Here is a 13,834-nt window from a genome sequence, read left to right on the forward strand (position 1 = left end):
CGGTGGAACGGAGGGCGGCGGCAGGCCCAACGTGTTGCGAACGTGTCCCACCGTGTGATTTCCCCCTCGCTCCGCACCGCGAAACTGTCGGGTGCGGGATGCTGGAGATAACGTTCGTTCACACTCGGTCCCACTTGAGGTCCCGCTCGGCCGGCGATGGCGCCGGCAATGTCATGGAGGCAGTGATGGGAGTGTCCGGTCCGATCCGCGTGGTGGTGGCCAAGCCGGGTCTCGACGGTCATGATCGCGGGGCCAAGGTCATCGCCAGAGCGCTGCGTGATGCCGGTATGGAGGTCATCTACACCGGCCTGCACCAGACCCCCGAACAAGTGGTCGACACCGCGATCCAGGAGGACGCCGACGCGATCGGGCTCTCCATCCTCTCGGGAGCGCACATGACGCTCTTCGCGAAGGTCCTGGACCTGCTGAAGGACCGTGACGCCCTGGACATCAAGGTCTTCGGCGGCGGCATCATCCCCGAGGCGGACATCGCCCCCCTCAAGGAACTCGGCGTCGCCGAGATCTTCACCCCCGGCACGCCCACCACGGACGCGGTGGCCTGGGTCCGGGCCAATGTCCGCCAGGGCGCCGAAGCCTGATCCCTCCCGGGAGCCGCCTCCCGGGAGGCGGCTCCCGGAAAGCCCGCCGCTCCGCCCCCCGGCCGGATCATGAGGCCGGGGCGGCCGGCGCCGGCGGTTCGAGCTCCGCGAGCATCACGGCCCGCAGCCGCAGCGTGCCGACCAGCCGCTGGAACGCCTCCGCCCAGTAGCTGCCCGCTCCGGGCGACCCGTCGTCCGGCTCTTCGGTCGCGGCGGTCAGGACGGTGAGCCGCTCGGCCTCCGCCGGGTCCAGACACCGTTCGGCCAGGCCCATCACCCCGCTGAAACTCCATGGATAGCTGCCGGCGTCCCGCGCGATGTCGAGCGCGTCGACCACGGCCCGGCCCAGCGGCCCGGCCCAGGGGACGGCGCACACGCCGAGCATCTGGAACGCCTCGGACAGCCCATGGGTGGCGATGAACCGGGCCACCCACTCCGCGCGCTCCTCCTCCGGCAGGATGGAGAGCAGCTTGGCCGGGTCGCCGACCGCCGCGACCGGTGACGCGGGCGCCGGCGGGGGGCCGAGCAGGGCGCGGGCCCAGGCGGGGTCGCGCTGGCGCACCGCGGCCCGGCACCAGGCGGCGTGCAGATCGGGCTGCCAGTCGTCCGCCACGGGCAGCGCGATGATCTCCTCGGGATCGCGGCCGCCGAAACGGGCCGTCCAGGTGGCCAGCGGCGCCGCCTCCACCAGCTGACCGAACCACCAGGCGCGCTCGCCGCGACCGGTGGGCGGATGCGGGGCGACGCCGTCCCGCTCCATCGCGGCGTCGCACTCGTACGGCGCCTCCACGAGGATGCCGATCCCCGCCACGTTCTCCCCGGTGCCGAGCGAGACGCAGCTGCGGGCCCGTTCGGCCATCCGGGCGGCCAGCGCGGAGCCGGGCAGCGCGGACAGCAGCTCGGCCGCGGTCGCCCGGACATTGCGGCTGCGGTCGGTCAGCGCCTGTTCCAGGAACGGCTCGTCGGCGGGTGACAGCCCGGCGCGCAGCGAATCGAGGAACATCAGCCGGTCCTCGGCCCGCTCACCGGTCCACGTCGACCGCAGCAGCGCGAGTGCGGCCGATGCGTCCTGGCCGCGCAGCCGGGTCAGCAGCGCCACCCTTTCGGCGAACAGGCCCTCGTCCCACAGCTGCCGGATCGCCGCGGGATCCCCGGCCGCCGGCTCCAGGCCCCTGACCCCGGCCCGCAAAGCGAACCGCCACTCCGGATTCAGCTCCGCCAGCCACAGCGCGCGGGGCCCGGCCAGCGCCAGGGCGTCGGCCCGCAGATCCGTTCTGGCGCGGGCGGCGTCCAGCAGGTCCGGGAGCAGGGCGGGCGGCGCGGCATAGCCGTACCGACCCGCCGCGGCGAGCCACTGCGGGAGCAGCTCGGCGAGGTTCGGGGCCGTGCCACGCCTTCCGGACGAGCCGCCGCCCGCCGAACGGTCCGCCAGCAGCAGCCCCAGCCTGCGGCGTGCCGCCTCGGGCAGCACCGGCCGCCCGTCCGGCGCGGCGGGCGCCGGCCGCTCCCGTGCCGCGGCCGGCCGTAGACCCGCACGACGGCTCACAGTGCCGATCGCCGCCGCGTCGAGCAGCTCGGTCGCCGGGTCCAGGGCCGGGTGCGGGCCGCCGGACGCCGGCGGTCTGCGGCGGTCCGTGCCGAGCAGTGCGCTCCCGACCAGGTCGGTCCAGCTGGCGTTCATCATTCCTCCGCGTTCCTCCTCGATGGCGCCCGCCGTGGGCCCGGACCGGGTCAGGCCCTACAACGGGACGGGGGTGGCGTCCGGGCCCCAGGCGGTGAGGGGGCGGACGCCGGTGTGGCCGAGCTCGGCGAAGAGCGTGACGGGGTGGCCGCCGGACACGGCGGCGAGCCGCCAGGGGCCGCGGCCGGCGATCGGCAGCGCGTCCTGGCCGTCGGCGTCGGCGAGCTGCCAGCCGCCGGCATCGGAGCCGGGTATGGGGACGACACCGGACAGGACGACCGGCCAGGCGTCGAGCCACGGGTCGTCCGCGAGGGCGGCCCCGTAGGCGGCGAGGGCGGGGCCGACCGGGACCCCGGCCGGCACCGGGCCGGGTGCGGCCGGGCCGTGGCTCTCGCCGAGCACGGCACGCAGCGGCCGGGCCGACGGGTGGAAGGCGAGCTCGGCGTCAAGGCTCAGCCCGAGCGGGAGCGCCAGTTCCGGTGCGCGGCCCGCGGCGCCGAAGGAGAGAAGCATCGCGACCCGGCCGGACCGGGCGCCGTGCAGCCAGATCCGACGGGTGGTCAGCCGGTCGTCCGACGTGTCGAGTTGGGAGAGCACCAGCCAGCGGTCCCGGACGGTAGGCCCGGCCAGCAGCTCGGCCGCGTCCGTGGTGAACCCGACGCGGGTGCGCACCGTGGCGGCCAGCGGGCCGGGCAGCCGCTGCTCGCCGAGGTAGCCCCGGGTGAGCAGATGGAGCAACGCGGACTCCTCCAGCAGCCGCGAGGGCCAGTCACCGCCACCGGCGGCGACGGCGCCCAACTCCCTGACCCGGGTGGCCAGTCCCGGTGCCTGGGCGTCCACCATCCGGGCCGCGATCTCGTCCCACTTCTGATAGCCCTCCCGGTCGGCGCCGGCCAGGCCGCCGCGCAGCAGGTCGGTCAGCCGCTGCTCCAGCTCCGTCACGCCCGCCGTCACCCGCTGGGCGCGCCGCTCGGCACGCCGCCGCGCGGCCTCCGGGTCGGCGGGTTTCGCCGGCCCGGAGGCGGCGGCCCTGGTCCGTTCCTGCCGGCTGTCGAGCCATTCGGTCACCCAGTCCGGCGCCACCGCCGGCCCGACGGCGCCGCCCGCCGCCTCGGACCACAGGAGCAGCAGCCCGAGCGCGTGCTTGCACGGGAACTTGCGGCTCGGACAAGCACACTGGTAGCCGGGGCCCTTCGTGTCCACGACCGTCCGGTACGGCTTGCTGCCGCTGCCTGCGCACAGACCCCACACCGCGGCCTCCGCCGTACCCGTACCGGACCAGGACGCGGGCATCGCGAGCCTGGCCCCGGCCTTCTGTGACGCTGCGTCAGGAGCGAGCGCCAGCACCTGATCCGTAGTCCACCGTTCCTCCATGACACGACCGTAGGTGCCGCCACTGACAATGCGTCCGACCTGCGGCTTCACCCGTTGTCAGTGGCGTGGTGCATGGTGGAAATCACCGCGGGACCGAGGGGTTCCGCGGGACTGGACAGGGGGATTCATGGCAGTCATGCCCACCGACATCGAGGATGCTCCGGAAGGTGCTCTGCGGCCGCACGCGGAGGAGGCCTTCGCCCATGAACTGAAGGCCCTCGCGGCGGCCGACGACCGTCCGCGGCCGTCCCGTTGGAATCTCTCGCCGTGGGCGGTGGCTTTGTACATCCTCGGTGGGACGCTGCCTGGGGGCACCTCCCGGACGAAGTCTGGGGGAGGCACCGTCATCACGCCCAAGTACGTCGGTCCCCGGCGCATCGTCGAGGTCGCCGTCACCACCCTCGCCACCGACCGGGCGCTGCTGCTGCTCGGTGTGCCGGGCACCGCCAAGACGTGGGTGTCAGAACATCTCGCCGCGGCGATCAGCGGTGACTCCACCCTGCTGGTCCAGGGCACGGCCGGCACGCCGGAGGAGGCCATCCGCTACGGCTGGAACTATGCGGAGCTGCTCACCAACGGCCCGAGCCGCAGAGCCCTGGTGTCCAGCCCGGTGATGCGGGCGATGGCCGAGGGGAGGATCGCCCGGGTCGAGGAGCTGACCCGGATACCGGCCGATGTGCAGGACTCCCTCATCACGATCCTTTCCGAGAAGACACTGCCGATACCGGAGTTGGGGTCGGAGACCCAGGCCGTCAGGGGCTTCAACCTGATCGCGACCGCCAACGACCGCGACCGTGGCGTCAACGAGCTGTCCAGCGCGCTGCGCCGCCGGTTCAACACCGTCGTGCTGCCGCTGCCCGCCTCGGCGGAGGACGAGATCGACATCGTCACCCGCCGGGTCGACCAGCTCGGCCGCGGACTCGACCTCCCGGCCGTCCCCGAGGGCGCCGACGAGATCCGCCGGGTCGTCACCGTCTTCCGGGAGCTGCGCGCCGGTGTGACCGCCGACGGCCGGACGAAGGTGAAGTCGCCGTCCGGCACGCTGTCGACGGCCGAGGCCATCTCGGTGGTGACCAACGGCCTGGCGCTCGCGGCGCACTTCGGCGACGGGGTGCTGCGGGCGGGCGATGTCGCGGCAGGCATCCTCGGCGCGGTCGTCCGCGATCCGGCCGCCGACCGGGTGATCTGGCAGGAGTACCTGGAGACGGTCGTGCGCGAGCGCGAGGGCTGGAAGGACTTCTACCGCGCCTGCCGGGAGGCGAGCGCATGAGTGCGCCGGACGTCATGACATCCGGCGCACCACTTGCGGTGCCGCCCGCCGCCGGGCCGTCCGGGGTCGCCCTGCTCGGGGTGCGGCACCACGGACCGGGCTCCGCGCGGGCGGTGCGCGCCGCGCTCGACGCGTACCGGCCGGGGACGGTGCTGATCGAGGGGCCGCCGGAGGCCGATCCGCTCGTCGGGCTCGCCGCCGAGGACGGCATGCGGCCGCCCGTCGCGCTGCTCGCGCACGTCCTGGACGACCCGGCGCGGGCCGCGTTCTGGCCCTTCGCGGAGTTCTCGCCGGAATGGGTGGCGATCCGGTGGGCCGCCGGGCACGGCGTACCGGTCACCTTCATCGACCTGCCCGCCGCACATTCCCTCGCCCTGCGCACGACACCGGACGAGCAGGACGAACCCCCCGGCGAGGGATCCCCGGATGACGGATCCCCGGATGACGGATCCTCGGACGGCGACGAGGCGGTCCAGGCGCTGCGTATCGACCCGCTGGCCGTGCTCGCGGAAACCGCCGGGTACGACGACCCGGAGCGCTGGTGGGAGGACGCGGTCGAACACCGGAGCAGCAGCGGTGCCGACCCACTGGCACCGTTCGCCGCGCTCGCCGAGGCGATGGGCGCGCTGCGCGAGCTGTACGGCGACGGCGGCCATGCGGACGACCCGGCGCGCGAGGCCCATATGCGGCTGCGGATCCGGGACGCCCGGCGGACGCACGACCGTGTCGCCGTGGTCTGCGGAGCCTGGCACGTCCCGGCGCTCGCCCGGCCGGTGACCGCCACCGCGGACCGCCAGCTGCTCAGGGGGCTGCCCAAGGTGAAGGTCGAGATGACGTGGGTGCCGTGGACGCACCGACGGCTGTCGCGGCACAGCGGATACGGCGCGGGGATCGACTCGCCCGGCTGGTACGGGCATCTGTTCGGGGCACGGGACCGGCCTGTCACCCGGTGGATGACCAAGGTCGCGGGGCTGCTCCGTGCCGAGGACCTGCCGGTCTCCTCCGCGCATGTCATCGAGGCGGTGCGGCTCGCCGACACCCTCGCGGCCATGCGGGGCCGCCCGCTCGCCGGCCTGAGCGAGACGACGGACGCGATACGGGCGGTGATGTGCGACGGCTCGGACGTACCGCTCGCCCTCATCAGGGACCGCCTCGTCGTGGGGGACGTCCTCGGCGAAGTGCCGGACAGCGCGCCCGCCGTGCCGCTGGCCAGGGATCTGACCCGGGAGCAGCGCAGGCTCCGGCTCAAGCCCGAGGCGCTGGAACGCGAGCTGGAACTGGACCTGCGCAAGGAGACCGACGCGGGCCGCAGCCGGCTGCTGCACCGGCTGCGGCTGCAGGGCATCGACTGGGGGGAGCAGGTCCGTTCGCGCGCCGGGACCGGGACGTTCCGGGAGAGCTGGCGGCTGCGCTGGGAGCCGGAACTGGCGATCCGGGTCGCCGAGGCCGGGGTCTGGGGCACGACGCTGCTCTCCGCGGCGACGGCGAAGGCCGAGGAAGGGGCGGTGCACGCCGCCGCACTCGCCGACGTGACCGCGCTCGCCGAACGCTGCCTGGTCGCGGGGCTACCGGACGCGCTGCCGGTCGTGATGCGGGTGCTGGCCGACCGCGCCGCCCTGGAGACCGACGTCGGCCATCTCGCCCAGGCGCTGCCCGCCCTCGTACGGTCCGCCCGCTACGGCGATGTGCGCGGTACGGACTCCGCGGCGCTCCACAAGGTCGCCGAGGGGCTGGCGGAACGGGTCTGCATCGGGCTGCCGCCCGCCTGCGTCGGGCTGGACGCGGACGGCGCCGCTGAGATGCGCGGCCACGCCGAGGCGGCGCACCGGGCGATCGGCCTCTTGCAGGCCGACGGCCTCCTCGACCGGTGGGCGGTGATGCTGCGGGGCATCGCCGAGCGCGACGGGGCGATACCGGGGCTGCTGCGCGGCAGCGCCACCCGGCTGTTGACGGACGACGGACGGCTCGACGAGGAGGCCGCCGCCCGGCTGATGGCGCTCGCCCTGTCACCGGGGACGCCGTCGGCCGAGGCCGCGGCGTGGCTGGAGGGCTTCCTCGCGGGCGGCGGCATGCTCCTCATCCACGACGAGCGGCTGCTCGCGCTGGTCGACAGCTGGCTCGCCGCGGTACCGACCGCCGCGTTCAACGACGTACTGCCGCTGCTGCGGCGCACGTTCGGCGAGTTCGAGTCCGGCGTCCGCCGCACCGTCGGCGAGCTGGTCAGACGCGGCGGCTCCGCGGGCCGGTCCGCGGCCGCCGCGGGGGAGGCGGTGCCGGGCTTCGGCGCCGGGTTCGACGAGGAGCGGGTCGCGGCGGCACTGCCGGTGCTGCGGCTGCTGCTGGGGCACACGGACGAAGGGCTCGCAGACGATGCCGGGCGGTCCGACCGGTCCGGCACGACGGGGTCCGGCACGACGGGGTCCGGCACGACGGGATCCGACACGACGGGATCCGGCACGACGGGGTCCGGCACGACGGGGGAGAACGGATGACCGACGACACGACGACCGGAGGGACGACGGCCGCCGATGAACGGCTGCGCCGCTGGCGGCTGGTGCTCGGTGGAGGGGCCGCCGACGGGACCGGCCGCGACCTCACCGGACGGGACGCGGCGATGGACCGCACTCTCGGCGCGCTCTACGGCGGGGACAGCGGCGGCGCGGACGGCAAGGCCGGCCGGACGGCCGGTCTCGGCGGCTCCGCGCCGCAGGTCGCCCGGTGGCTCGGCGACATCCGTACGTACTTCCCGTCCTCCGTCGTCCAGGTGATGCAGCGGGACGCGATCGACCGGCTCGGGCTGGCGGCGCTGCTTCTGGAGCCGGAGATGCTGGAGGCCGTCGAGGCGGACGTGCATCTCGTCGGCACGCTGCTGTCGCTGAACAAGGCGATGCCGGAGACGACGAAGGAGACGGCGCGGGCCGTGGTCCGCAAGGTCGTCGAGGACCTGGAGAAGAAGCTCGCCACCCGCACCCGCGCGACCCTGACCGGCGCCCTCGACCGGTCCGCGCGGATCAGCCGCCCCCGGCACCGTGACATCGACTGGGACCGCACCATCCGCGCCAACCTCAAGCACTACCTCCCCGAGCACGGCACGATCGTGCCCGAGCGGCTGATCGGGTACGGCAGGGCGTCGCAGGCGGTGAAGAAGGACGTGGTGCTCTGCATCGACCAGTCCGGTTCGATGGCCGCCTCCGTCGTCTACGCCTCCGTGTTCGGGGCCGTGCTGGCCTCGATGCGGAGCATCGACACCAAGCTGGTCGTCTTCGACACCGCGGTGGTCGACCTGACGGACCAGTTGGACGATCCGGTGGATGTGCTCTTCGGCACACAACTCGGTGGCGGCACCGACATCAACCGCGCTCTGGCGTACTGCCAGTCCCTGATCACCCGGCCGGCGGACACGGTGGTCGTCCTCATCAGCGATCTCTACGAGGGCGGGATCCGGGACGAGATGCTCAAACGGGTGGCAGCCATGAAGGGCGCGGGAGTGCAGTTCGTGGCCCTGCTGGCGCTGTCGGACGAGGGCGCGCCGTCCTACGACCGCGAGCACGCGGCCGCGCTGGCCGCGCTCGGAGCCCCCGCTTTCGCCTGCACACCGGACCTGTTTCCCGAGGTGATGGCCGCCGCGATAGAGAAACGGGCGCTGCCCGTACCAGAAGCCTGACGCGAGCCTGACAACGCGCTCTGTGACCGTTCTCACCGCTCACATGTGACCTGCGATTTAGGGACCTACGTCCCACGGGGATAACCTGCGAGACGGACATGCCGCGTACTTCGGTGACCGTGTGCGCCCTCCTTGTGACCGCGTAGTCACGCTTCCCGTATCGGCACGTTCGCGTAGAAAACAAACCGCGATCACCAAGGACGGACGCGCGTGGACCTGTTCGAGTACCAGGCGAGGGATCTCTTCGCCAAGCACGGTGTACCGGTGCTGGCCGGTGAAGTCATCGAGACGCCCGAGGCGGCTCGTGAGGTGACCGAACGTCTGGGTGGCCGTGCGGTCGTCAAGGCGCAGGTCAAGGTCGGTGGCCGAGGCAAGGCCGGCGGCGTGAAGCTCGCCTCCGACCCCGCAGACGCGGTCGCGAAGGCCGACGCCATCCTCGGCATGGACATCAAGGGCCACACGGTCCACAAGGTGATGCTTGCCGAGACCGCGGACATCGCGGAGGAGTACTACGTCTCCTTCCTGCTGGACCGCACCAACCGCACCTTCCTCGCCATGGCGTCCGTAGAGGGCGGCGTGGAGATCGAGATCGTTGCGGAGGAGAACCCGGACGCGCTGGCCAAGATTCCGGTCGACGCCAACGAGGGCTGCACCCCGGAGAAGGCCGCCGAGATCGTCGCCGCGGCCAAGTTCCCGGCCGAGATCGCCGACCAGGTGGCCGACGTTCTGCAGAAGCTGTGGACCGTCTTCATCAAGGAGGACGCCCTCCTCGTCGAGGTCAACCCGCTGATCAAGTCCGGTGACGGCAAGATCATCGCGCTCGACGGCAAGGTCTCGCTCGACGAGAACGCCGAGTTCCGCCAGCCGGACCACGCGGCCCTTGAGGACAAGGACGCCGCCAACCCGCTGGAGGCCGCGGCCAAGGCCAAGAACCTCAACTACGTCAAGCTCGACGGTGAGGTCGGCATCATCGGCAACGGCGCGGGTCTCGTCATGAGCACCCTCGACGTCGTCGCGTACGCCGGTGAGAAGCACGGCGGCGTCAAGCCCGCCAACTTCCTCGACATCGGTGGCGGCGCCTCCGCCGAGGTCATGGCGAACGGCCTGGAGATCATCCTCGGCGACCCGGACGTCAAGTCCGTCTTCGTCAACGTCTTCGGTGGCATCACCGCGTGCGACGAGGTCGCCAACGGCATCGTCCAGGCCCTGGAGCTGCTCAAGTCCAAGGGTGAGGTCGTCAGCAAGCCGCTGGTCGTCCGCCTGGACGGCAACAACGCGGAGCTGGGTCGCAAGATCCTGACCGACGCCAACCACCCGCTCGTGCAGCGTGTGGACACCATGGACGGCGCGGCCGACAAGGCCGCCGAGCTCGCGGCTGCGAAGTAAGGGACAAGGTCACCACACCATGGCTATTTTCCTGACCAAGGAAAGCAAGGTCATCGTCCAGGGGATGACCGGCGCCACGGGCATGAAGCACACCAAGCTCATGCTTGCGGACGGCACCAACATCGTTGGCGGCGTCAACCCGCGCAAGGCCGGCACGAACGTCGAGTTCGACGGCACCGAGGTGCCCGTGTTCGGTTCCGTCGCCGAGGCGATCGAGAAGACCGGTGCCGATGTCACCGTCATCTTCGTGCCGCCGAAGTTCGCGAAGGACGCCGTCGTCGAGGCGATCGACGCCGAGATCCCGCTGGCCGTCGTGATCACCGAGGGCATCACGGTGCACGACTCCGCCTCGTTCTGGGCGCACGCCGGCGCCAAGGGCAACAAGACCCGCATCATCGGCCCGAACTGCCCCGGTCTCATCACCCCGGGTCAGTCCAACGCCGGCATCATCCCGGGCGACATCACGAAGCCGGGCCGTATCGGCCTGGTCTCGAAGTCCGGCACGCTCACGTACCAGATGATGTACGAGCTCCGTGACCTCGGCTTCTCGTCCGCCGTCGGCATCGGTGGCGACCCGATCATCGGCACCACCCACATCGACGCGCTGGCCGCGTTCGAGGCGGACGCCGACACCGACCTGATCGTCATGATCGGTGAGATCGGTGGCGACGCCGAGGAGCGGGCCGCGGACTACATCAAGGCCCACGTGACGAAGCCGGTCGTCGGCTATGTCGCGGGCTTCACCGCCCCCGAGGGCAAGACCATGGGCCACGCGGGCGCCATCGTCTCCGGTTCGTCGGGCACCGCCCAGGCGAAGAAGGAGGCCCTCGAGGCCGCCGGCGTCCAGGTCGGCAAGACCCCGTCGGAGACGGCTCGCCTGGCGCGCGCCATCCTCGCGGGCTGACGTTCGTCTGCTGACGGCTGAGAGGCCGTCACGCGTGACGACGCGGGCCCGTCCCCTTCGGGGGGCGGGCCCGCGTTTGCTTTGTGCGGCCGGTGCCGCCGCCGGTGCGACCCTGTGCGGCCCTGGGCGGCTCAGCGCTCAGGGGGCAAACGGGGGGCTTGTGCGGGAGATTCGGCCGGTTTGTTGGGCTTGGTGGGCTTGACGGGTTTGCTGGGTGCGGTCGTCTGCTGGGTGGGCTTGGCGGGGCCCGGTCGGCCGATGCGGCCCGCCTCCGGTACGCCCTGCCCCGGAGTGGCGGAGGGCGGTGCGGTCACCGGCGTCGGCTGGGTACGGTGCGGCAGTTCGCCGACGCGGTCGTACGTCACCACCAGCGCGGCGCCCGTCGCCCCGGCGATCAGCGCGGTCAGTGCCACCGCGGACAGCGTCCTGCGGCGCACGCCCCGCTCGCTCGCAACGCGTACCCGGGCCGCCGGGACCTCTTGGGTGCCAGCCGTTCCCGTACCCGTCTTCGGGTCTGGTTCCGCGTCCTGCTCCGGCTCCGTGAGGATGGCCTTCAGCCGTGCCGGTGCCTGGTCGCCCAGCTCCGGGACGGCCGCGCTCAGCGCCGCCCGCGCCTGAGTGATCCGGCTCGCCGTCGCGACCGTGCTCGCCTCGCTCTCGGCCGCGGCCACGGGCAGATCGAGCCCCAGCCCGTCGTAGAGCACGAGTGCCTGCCGCTGCGAAGGCGACAGCCGCAGCACCGCCGCCCGCACCGCGCCGTCCCGTTCGGAGCCGCGCAGCGTCCGCGCGGCGGCCCGTGGATGCGTACGGTGCCCCGGCACCCACTGCTGCCACGGCGCGAGCGCGTACTCGTACGCCGCCGCGCGCACCCAGCCGACCGGATCCGGATCCGCCGCGACCTCCGGCCACCGCTGCCACGCGAGATCGAACGCGCGGCGCACGGCATGCCGCGCGAAGCCCGGATTCCCGGTGATCAGGTCCACCTGCCGCACGAGGCCGCTCACGCTGTGCGTGTACAGACTGTCGAAGGCGGCCTCGGGATACAGGGCTGGTGAGGTCGGTGCGGTCGGGGCCGGTGGGATCGGTGTGGTCGGTGCCCTCGGAGCGGTAGGTACGGGTGGCGGGGGTGGTGATGGCTTGGGCTTCGGCGTCCGCGGTGGTGCCGGCGGTGGCGGAGGCGTCGGGTCGGCGGCCACAGGGATCGCCGGTGGGCGCGCCTTCGCACGCCGTTGGGGGGTGTTGGCCGGCTTGGGAGCGCGCTTGACGGCGACTTCCGGGCGCTCGGGGAGGGGCGCGATGGGCGCCGGCTCGGCAGGGGAAACGGCGGGCCGGGCCGCGCGGGTGACGAGGTGTGAAGACTCGGGAGCATTCGTCCTGGGTGCGGAGGGGGGTGGAGACGGGGACGGGGAGGCGGGCTGGGACGGGGACTGTCGGGACTGGGACTCGGGCTGGGGATCCGGCTTGGGCTGGGGCTTGGGCTGGGGTTTTGGTTGGGGCTTGGGCGCCGGTGAGCCGGCGCGTGTGCGGGTCCTGGCGCGCTGGGGACGTTCTTCGGCCGAGGTCTTCACCGTCTTCGCGGCCTTCTTGGCGGTAGAGGCCTGCTTCGCCGCCTTCCGCGCCGTCACGTGCCCGACCTCACACAGCCGCTCCGACCGCCTTCGAATCCCCGTACGCACGATTGTGTGAAAAGACGCATAAAGTCATATTGCGCGACACGGCGGGCGTTCGCCCGCTACCGCCTCAAATCGGTGTGTTCTTGGCACCATGGGTCGACGTGACCCACATGACGAACCACCTTCCCGGCCTGCCCGAGCGTGCCGCGAACTCCCGCCGCGCATCCGCGGCGGCCGCCGCGTTCGGTGGCGGGGTGGTCGCGGCCGGCCTCGGGCTCGGGGCCCTCGCCGTCACCGTTCTCTTCCTGTGGATCAGCGCACCGTTCCCGGACAGCGGACTCGACGGCGCTCTGCGCATCGCCGCCGATCTGTGGCTGCTGGCCCACGGCGCGTGCCTGTCGCGGACCGACACGCTGTCCGGGCTGCCCGCCCCGATCGGCGTCACGCCCCTGCTGCTCACCGTGCTGCCCGGGTGGCTGCTGTACCGGGCCGCGGCGCATGCGGCTGCTCCTCCCGAGGGGTCAGGGGAGGGTGACGTCGGTGACGGTTCCGGTGTGCGGACGGAGCCTCGGGTCGCGGCTGCCGCCGCGGGCTGGCTCGTCGCCGGATATCTGCTGGTCGGCGTCGCCGCCGTGCTCTACACGTCCTACGGGCAGGTGCGCAGCGTTCCGCTCAGCGCGCTGCTCCATCTGCCGGTCGTGGCCGCGTTGGCGGCCGGGGCCGGCGCGTGGTCCGGGTGCGGGCGACCTGCGGTCGCGCTTCCCCGGGCGGTACGCCGTTGGCTCGACGAACTCTCGCTGCCGCGGTGGCTGACCCTTCCGGAAGGCGGCCTGCCGGCCGCCCTCCGTGCCGCCGCGGCTTCCACCGCCGTGCTCGTCGGGGGTGGCGCGGTGCTCGGCGGGGCCTCGCTCGTCTGGCATGAACGATTGGTCGGACATTCGTTCGCGCAGCTCAGCGCTCCGCTCTCGGGGCGGTGTGCGGTGCTGCTGGTCGCTCTGGCGCTGGTGCCGAACATGGCTGTGTGGGGTGCGTCGTATGCGCTGGGGCCGGGGTTCGCCGTGGGCGCCGGGAGTGTTGTGGCTCCGGCCGGGTTGGGCGCGTCCGGGCTGGGCGCGGCCGGGCTGGGGCCCGGATCCGGGCCTGACGTTCTGCCGAACTTTCCGCTGCTGGCGGCGCTTCCGGCGCCCGGGGCCACGCCGCTGAGCTGGGCGGTGTTCGGTCTTCCTGTGCTGGCCGGGGTCTGCGCGGCCTGGCTCGTCGGCGGCGCCGCCGCGGCGGTTCAGCGCCCCCCCCACCACGAGCCGGGCCCCGCCCCCGGGGTCGGCGCCGTCCCCCGCCCCGGC

10 protein-coding genes are annotated in these 13,834 nt (G+C 73.1%); 7 read left to right on the top strand and 3 right to left on the bottom strand.

Annotated elements, in window-relative coordinates:
* Positions 1-185 precede the first annotated feature (185 nt).
* Entirely contained in the window at positions 186-599 is a 414-nt protein-coding gene (locus tag O3W51_RS13760; protein WP_138352976.1) for a cobalamin B12-binding domain-containing protein, read from the top strand.
* Between the two features lie 67 nt (positions 600-666).
* On the opposite strand, the gene O3W51_RS13765 is transcribed toward O3W51_RS13760, so the two are convergent.
* Entirely contained in the window at positions 667-2,283 is a 1,617-nt protein-coding gene (locus O3W51_RS13765) for a DUF5691 domain-containing protein (protein WP_138352977.1), read from the bottom strand.
* 54 nt (positions 2,284-2,337) lie between these two features.
* A complete protein-coding gene (locus O3W51_RS13770; protein WP_138352978.1) occupies positions 2,338-3,654 on the bottom strand; it encodes an SWIM zinc finger family protein in 1,317 nt (438 codons plus the stop codon).
* A 127-nt stretch (positions 3,655-3,781) separates the two neighbouring features.
* On the opposite strand from O3W51_RS13770, the gene O3W51_RS13775 reads away from it, so the two are divergent.
* From O3W51_RS13775 to sucD, 5 genes are all read left to right on the top strand, one after another.
* Positions 3,782-4,924 (top strand): ATP-binding protein, encoded by a 1,143-nt coding sequence (locus O3W51_RS13775; protein ID WP_138352979.1) that lies wholly within the window; start codon positions 3,782-3,784, stop codon positions 4,922-4,924.
* The gene (locus O3W51_RS13780) at positions 4,921-7,416 is read left to right on the top strand and encodes a DUF5682 family protein (protein WP_443048282.1); all 2,496 of its coding nucleotides are present in this window, start codon (positions 4,921-4,923) and stop codon (positions 7,414-7,416) included. The genes O3W51_RS13775 and O3W51_RS13780 overlap by 4 nt, the downstream gene beginning before the upstream one ends.
* On the top strand, positions 7,413-8,588 hold the full coding sequence (locus tag O3W51_RS13785) for a VWA domain-containing protein (protein WP_138352980.1): 1,176 nt from the start codon (positions 7,413-7,415) through the stop codon (positions 8,586-8,588). The genes O3W51_RS13780 and O3W51_RS13785 overlap by 4 nt, the downstream gene beginning before the upstream one ends.
* A gap of 210 nt (positions 8,589-8,798) precedes the next feature.
* Positions 8,799-9,974, top strand: a complete 1,176-nt coding sequence (gene sucC, locus O3W51_RS13790; RefSeq protein ID WP_138352981.1) for an ADP-forming succinate--CoA ligase subunit beta — start codon at positions 8,799-8,801, stop codon at positions 9,972-9,974.
* Between the two features lie 19 nt (positions 9,975-9,993).
* On the top strand, positions 9,994-10,878 hold the full coding sequence (gene sucD, locus O3W51_RS13795) for a succinate--CoA ligase subunit alpha (protein WP_138352982.1): 885 nt from the start codon (positions 9,994-9,996) through the stop codon (positions 10,876-10,878).
* Positions 10,879-11,009: 131 nt separating this feature from the next.
* Here sucD and O3W51_RS13800 read toward each other — a convergent pair whose 3' ends face one another.
* Entirely contained in the window at positions 11,010-11,882 is an 873-nt protein-coding gene (locus tag O3W51_RS13800; RefSeq protein ID WP_138352983.1) for an RNA polymerase subunit sigma-70, read from the bottom strand.
* Positions 11,883-12,661: 779 nt separating this feature from the next.
* On the opposite strand from O3W51_RS13800, the gene O3W51_RS13805 reads away from it, so the two are divergent.
* The coding region (locus tag O3W51_RS13805) for a cell division protein PerM (RefSeq protein ID WP_269285950.1) at positions 12,662-13,834 on the top strand (1,173 nt) is incomplete at its 3' end.

It is taken from the genome of Streptomyces sp. H39-C1 (assembly GCF_027158125.1).
Lineage (GTDB): Bacteria > Actinomycetota > Actinomycetes > Streptomycetales > Streptomycetaceae > Actinacidiphila > Actinacidiphila fildesensis.